Raw genomic sequence first — 6,037 nt, forward strand, 5'->3', positions numbered from 1 at the left:
CTCCTGCCCCTGGCCGCCGGCATCTGTGCGGTCGCCCTGGTCGGTGGCTGCACGTCCGGGTCCGCCCGGCAGGGGGGGCGCTCCACCCAGGCCGCGGCCCCGCTCGCCGCCAACGAGCTTCAGGACGACTACCAGGCGGTCATCAGGGACGTCCTGCCGTCCGTCGTCCAGATCGACGCGACCAACAGCCTGGGTTCGGGGATCGTCTACGACGACAAGGGCCACATCGTCACCAACGCCCATGTGGTCGGCCGCGAGCGGGCGTTCAAGGTGACGACGGCCACGGGCAAGCAGGCGCTGTCGGCGAAGCTGGTCACGGCCTACCCCGAGCAGGACCTCGCCGTCATCAAGCTGGACTCCGTGCCGGAGGGGCTGAAGCCGGCCCGTTTCGGTGACTCGGCCAAGGTCGACATGGGCCAGATCGTCCTCGCGATGGGGTCCCCGCTCGGCCTGTCGGGCAGCGTCACCCAGGGCATCGTCTCGGCGACCGGCCGCACGGTCAGCGAGGGCCGCACCGGGGGCGGTACGGGAGCGACCATCGGGAACATGATCCAGACGTCGGCCGCGATCAACCCCGGCAACAGCGGGGGCGCGCTGGTCAACCTGGACGGCGAGGTCATCGGCATCCCCACGCTCGCGGCCACCGATCCGGAACTGGGCGGCGGCTCGGCGCCGGGCATCGGCTTCGCGATCCCGGCGTCGATGGTGCGCACCGTCGCCGACCAGATCGTCAAGGACGGCAAGGTCACCGACTCGGGCCGGGCGGCCCTGAACATCACCGGCCGGACCGTGCTCGACGACAACTACGAACCGGCCGGGGTCGCGGTGGTCGAGGCTCCGGCGGAGGGGGCGGCCGGGAGAGCGGGGCTCAGGCCGGGGGATGTGATCACCCGGCTCGGCGACGCGCCGGTCACGACGATCACCTCGTTGTCGGAGGCGCTGGCCTCGCTGAAGCCCGGGGACGAGGTGACGGTGGTGTACGAGCGGGCGGGCCGGGAGGGCAGGGCGACGGTCACACTGGGCGAGATGTAGGGCCGTGCGGGGTCGCCGGACCCCGGGTCGCGCCCACCCCGTCCGCGCCTGGCCTCCCAGTCGGCGGACCGGTTGCCCACGACCCGGGGCGGTGGGTCACCCCTCCGCGTTCAGCGGCATCGGGCCGTAGATCTTCGTGCCGTCCTCCGACAGCGTGACCTGGTCCGCGCCTCCCTCCAGGAGGTCCTTCCAGTACTCACCGATCCAGGATTCGGCGTCGCCCTGGGTCGTGAACTCCTCCGGCACCACCGCCGGCTGGACTTCCGTGCCGTCGGACTTCTCGAACCGCCACGTCCATGCCATGTCCGCCTCCTGAGGCTCACCGGATGATCGGTTTCCTGCCCGCAGCGTAGCCGGGCGCGCACCCCTCGCGGTGACGCGGGAGGATCGATGCGTGGAACTGACTCTGCTCGGCACCGGCGCCCCTCTCGGGCTTCCCCGCCCCGAATGCCCCTGCGCCGTGTGCGCGACGTCCCGTGGCCCGCGGGCGCGGGCGGCCACCGCGCTGCTCGTGGACGGGGCGCTGCTGCTCGATCTGACACCGGGGGCCGCGCTGGCCGCCGCCCGGTCGGGGCATTCGCTCGTGGGCGTACGGCAGGTGCTGCTCACCCATCCGCACGACGGGCCCGCCGTCGAGGTGCCGGCAGGCCTGCCGGCCGCCGGGCGGGTGCCGGACGGGCGGGAGCTGACGCTGATCAGTGGGCACCGGGTGCGCGCGGTGCCGATGGACTCGCCCGGTACGGGGTACGAGGTGACGTCCCTGGACGGGGAGCGGCTGCTCTACCTGCCGCCCGGTGGGGCCGCCGCGGGCCTTCCCGACGACCACCGCCCGCCGTACGACATGGTGGTCGGGGACGTCACGGGCCGGCCCGACGCGCTGGCCCGGTTGCGGGCGACCGGGGCGGTCGGGCCGAGCACCGACGTCATCGCCGTCCATCTGGACCACGACGTGCCGAACGGGCCCGAGCTGGACCGGCGGCTCGCGGCCGCCGGGGCGCGGGCGGTGCCGGACGGGACGACCCTGTATGTCGGCGAGTACCACGCCGTGCCCGATGTGCCGCGCCGCACGCTGGTGACGGGCGGCGCCCGGTCGGGCAAGTCCGTGGAGGCCGAGCGGCGCCTGGAGTCGTTCCCCGAGGTGCTGTACGTGGCGACGGGCGGGACCCGTGAGGGCGATCCGGAGTGGGCGCAGCGGGTCAGCCTGCACCGGGACCGGCGTCCGGGCTCCTGGCGCACCGCCGAGACCTGCGATCTCGTGCCCTTCCTCGAGACCGAGGGTCCCGCGCTGCTGATCGACTGTCTGTCGCTGTGGCTGACGGACGCGATGGACCGGGCCGGGGCCTGGGACGACGAGCGGTGGGCGCACGGCGGGCAGGAGGAGCTCCGCGGGCGGACCGCGGAGCTGCTGGCGGCGGTCCGGGCCACCTCCCGTACGGTCGTCGCGGTCACGAACGAGGCCGGCTCGGGGGTCGTGCCGGCGACCGCGTCCGGGCGGCGGTTCCGTGACGAGCTGGGGCGGCTGAACGCGGCGTTCGGGGACGAGTGCGAGCAGGTGGTGCTGGTGGTGGCCGGGCAGGCTCTGGTCCTTCGGTGAGCGGTGCGGGTGGGCGGTACTGTTCGAGACCACGTACCTGCACACGGATGACCACCGATGACGTCACAAGGCGGACCCTTGAACCTGGACGACTTCTCCGATCTGATCGAGCGCCCCGACGGCGGGACACGGCGTGACGCCGAGGAACGCCGGGAGCGGTTGATCGTTCCGCCCGGCGCGCTCGGCCGGCTCGACGAGCTGGGCGAGTGGCTGTCCGCGGCGCAGGGTTCGGTGAAGGTCCGCGCGATCGAACAGCCGCGGGTGGTGCTCTTCGCCGCCGACCACGGGGTGGCCTCGCTCGGGGTGTCCGGCCGGCCGGCGGGGACCGCCCACGAGCTGGTCCGCTCGGTGCTGGACGGTGCGAGTCCGGTGGCGGTCCTGGCCCGCAGCGCGAACGTGCCGGTGCGGGTGGTCGACGCGGGCCTGGACTGCGACCCGGAGCTGCTGCCCGCGGAGGTGGTACGGCACCGGGTGCGGCGGGGCAGCGGCCGGATCGACCTGGAGAACGCGCTGAGCACCGAGGAGACCGAGGCGGCGGTCCGGCTCGGTATGGCGATCGCCGACGAGGAGGCCGACTCGGGCACCGATCTGGTGGTCCTCGGCGATCTGAGCGTCGGGGGCACGACTCCGGCGTCCACGCTGATCGCCGCGCTCTGCGGGACGGACGCGTCGGTGGTGACCGGCCGCGGCGGGGCGGGGATCGACGATCTGGCGTGGATGCGCAAGTGTGCGGCGATCCGGGACGCGTTGCGGCGCGCCCGGCCGGTCCTGGGCGACCAGTTGGAGCTGCTCGCCGCGGTCGGCGGGGCGGACCTGGCGGCGATGACCGGGTTCCTGCTGCAGAGCGCGGTGCGGCGGATGCCGGTGATTTTGGACGGTGTGGTGGGGGCGGCCTGCGCGCTGGTGGCGCAGCGGGCGGCGTTCCGGGCGCCGGACTGGTGGCTGGCGGGCCAGGTGAGCGGTGAGCCGGCGCAGTCGAAGGCGCTGGACCGGATGGCGCTCAACCCGCTGCTCGATCACGGCGTCACTGTGGGCGAGGGAACCGGGGCGTTGCTCGCACTTCCCCTCGTCCAGGCCGCGGCCGCGCTGGCAGCGGAGCTGCCGGAGCGGCCCGAGCCGCCGCTCGTACCGGAACCGACCATTCCGGGGAGTCCCGTGGACGAGGGGATCTGAGGACGGATCACGGCGCCGGACACGGCCCCCGCCACGCGCGGACGGCCGTCTCCGGCGCCCCGTCATGACAGGCGATGCCCCATATGATCGCTTTTCATGGGAGAGGTCCGTTTGTCCACCGAAGGAGCGCCCCGGGGCACCGCCCGATCGCGTCGCAGCGCCGCGTTCGCCGTCTGGTACCTGCGCGCCGTCACGTTCATCAACTTCCTGAGCGCCGTATGGGTCTCGTTCGGCCAGGACCTCCGCCGGCACAACACGGACGACTACTTCACTCCGTACATGCTGACCGCGGGCTTCGCCTCGGGCGTCTTCACCCTCTTCCTGGCGATCACCATGCGCCGGCGCAAGCGGGCCGCGTGGATCCTCAACACCGTGCTCGCCGGGCTCTTCCTGCTGCTCTTCGCCGTCGCGATGCTCTTCCCCGAGATCCGGCAGCACGCCCAGAACTGGGTCTCCCTGGCCCTGACCACCGCGTTCGTCCTCGCGCTGCTGCTCGGCCGCAAGGAGTTCTACGCCAAGGGCGACCGCTCCAACCCGCGGCTCGCCGCCGTCGTGGCCGTCGGCGGTCTCCTCGTCACCTCGCTGTTCGCCGCGGTCCTGGTCACCGTCACCAACACCTCCGCCGGCACCTCCACCTTCCTGGAGCGCTGGCGGTACGGCCTGATGCGACTGGCCACCCTCGCGGCCGACGACTCCCGCATCGACGGGATCACCACCCCCGGCTGGGTCGACGTCACCGTCAACGTCCTCTCCACCCTGCTGCTGATCGCCGTGCTGTTCGCCGCCTTCCGCTCCCGCCGGGCCGTCGACCCGCTGACCGAGGAGGACGAGGACAAGCTGCGGGCGCTGCTCGACAAGTACGGTGACCGCGACTCGCTCGGCTACTTCGCGCTGCGCCGCGAGAAGAGCGTGGTGTGGTCCCCCAGCGAGAAGGCCGCCGTCGCCTACCGGGTCGTGGGCGGGGTCTCGCTCGCCTCCGGCGACCCGATCGGCGACCCGGAGGCCTGGCCGGGGGCGATCGAGCCCTGGCTGGCCGAGGCCCGCGAGCACGGCTGGATCCCGGCCGTGATGGGCGCGAGCGAGGAGGCCGGCACCATCTACGCCCGGCACGGCCTGGACGCCCTGGAACTGGGCGACGAGGCGATCGTGGAGACCCGCGAGTTCACCCTGGACGGGCGTGCCATGCGCACGGTCCGGCAGGCGTTCAACCGGGTCGGGCGGGCCGGGTACGAGGTACGGATCCGGCGCCACGAGGACATCCCGGCCGACGAGATGGACGAACTGCTGCGCAAAGCGGACGACTGGCGGGACGGGGCCACCGAACGGGGCTTCTCGATGGCGCTCGGGCGGCTCGGCGACCCGCGCGACGGCCGGTGCGTGATGCTGGAGTGCACGGACGCCCGGGGGGAGCTGCGGGCCGTGCTCTCCTTCGTCCCGTGGGGCGCGAAGGGGCTCTCGCTGGACCTGATGCGCCGTGACCGGAACGCCGAGAACGGCCTGATGGAGTTCATGGTCATCGAACTCCTCCAGCGGGCCGACGAGATCGGCATCACCCAGGTCTCACTGAACTTCGCCATGTTCCGCTCCGTCTTCGAACGTGGCTCGAAGCTCGGGGCGGGACCCGTGCTGCGCATGTGGCGTTCACTGCTCAGCTTCTTCTCCCGCTGGTGGCAGATCGAGTCGCTGTACCGCGCCAACGCCAAGTACCGACCGATCTGGGAGCCCCGTTTCATGCTCTTCGAGAAGAGCGCCGACCTGCTGCGCATCGGCGTCGCCGCGGGCCGCGCCGAGGGATTCCTGGAAGCCCCCGGCCTGCCGAAGTGGTTGCACCGCAAGCATCTGGAGGGCAGGCGGTGAGGTCCTCCCTCAAGGATTTCGCCCGCCGCGAGTGGGGGCCGTTGTTCACCGCCGTGCGCACGGCGCTCGTCGCGCGGCGGTGGCGGGCGATCCCCATGACGCTGGCCGCCGTCTGTCTCACCTCGCTCTTCCAGATCGTGCAGAACACGGACTGGGGCTACCAGCCCGTGCAGGACATCGGCTCGGTACGGGCCGAGGACCCGCTGTGGCTCGCCCTGCTGCGGACCCCGCTCTCCCTCTTCGTACCGGCGCTCGATCTGCCGGTGTGGGGCGCGCTGGCGCAGATCCTGCTGGTGTTCGGCATCACGGAGATCTGTCTCGGCCGGTGGCGGACGCTCGCGCTGGCCTACCTGGCGACGCTCGCCGGGACGCTGTACGCCC

At 72.8% G+C, this 6,037-nt stretch carries 5 protein-coding genes and 1 pseudogene; 5 read left to right on the plus strand and 1 reads right to left on the minus strand.

What is annotated here, in order from left to right:
- Positions 1 to 36: 36 nt before the first annotated feature.
- The gene (locus tag J7E93_RS35815; protein WP_374105479.1) at positions 37 to 1,032 is read left to right on the plus strand and encodes a S1C family serine protease; all 996 of its coding nucleotides are present in this window, start codon (positions 37 to 39) and stop codon (positions 1,030 to 1,032) included.
- Between the two features lie 96 nt (positions 1,033 to 1,128).
- On the opposite strand, the gene J7E93_RS35820 is transcribed toward J7E93_RS35815, so the two are convergent.
- Positions 1,129 to 1,335 carry a hypothetical protein gene (locus J7E93_RS35820; RefSeq protein WP_137989805.1) on the minus strand — a complete coding sequence of 69 codons (207 nt, stop codon included), beginning with the start codon at positions 1,333 to 1,335 and terminating at the stop codon, positions 1,129 to 1,131.
- Between the two features lie 91 nt (positions 1,336 to 1,426).
- Here J7E93_RS35820 and J7E93_RS35825 point away from each other — a divergent pair, with 91 nt between their 5' ends.
- From J7E93_RS35825 to J7E93_RS35840, 4 genes and pseudogenes are all read left to right on the plus strand, one after another.
- Positions 1,427 to 2,626 carry a bifunctional adenosylcobinamide kinase/adenosylcobinamide-phosphate guanylyltransferase gene (locus tag J7E93_RS35825; protein WP_215074216.1) on the plus strand — a complete coding sequence of 400 codons (1,200 nt, stop codon included), beginning with the start codon at positions 1,427 to 1,429 and terminating at the stop codon, positions 2,624 to 2,626.
- Positions 2,627 to 2,704: 78 nt separating this feature from the next.
- On the plus strand, positions 2,705 to 3,799 hold the full coding sequence (gene cobT, locus J7E93_RS35830) for a nicotinate-nucleotide--dimethylbenzimidazole phosphoribosyltransferase (RefSeq protein WP_215074217.1): 1,095 nt from the start codon (positions 2,705 to 2,707) through the stop codon (positions 3,797 to 3,799).
- A gap of 96 nt (positions 3,800 to 3,895) precedes the next feature.
- Entirely contained in the window at positions 3,896 to 5,656 is a 1,761-nt protein-coding gene (locus J7E93_RS35835) for a phosphatidylglycerol lysyltransferase domain-containing protein (RefSeq protein WP_215074218.1), read from the plus strand.
- Positions 5,653 to 6,037, plus strand: a pseudogene (locus J7E93_RS35840) (hypothetical protein); the annotation flags it as partial. The gene J7E93_RS35835 and the pseudogene J7E93_RS35840, both read left to right, overlap by 4 nt.

The organism is Streptomyces sp. ISL-36 (assembly GCF_018614205.1).
Classification (GTDB): domain Bacteria; phylum Actinomycetota; class Actinomycetes; order Streptomycetales; family Streptomycetaceae; genus Streptomyces.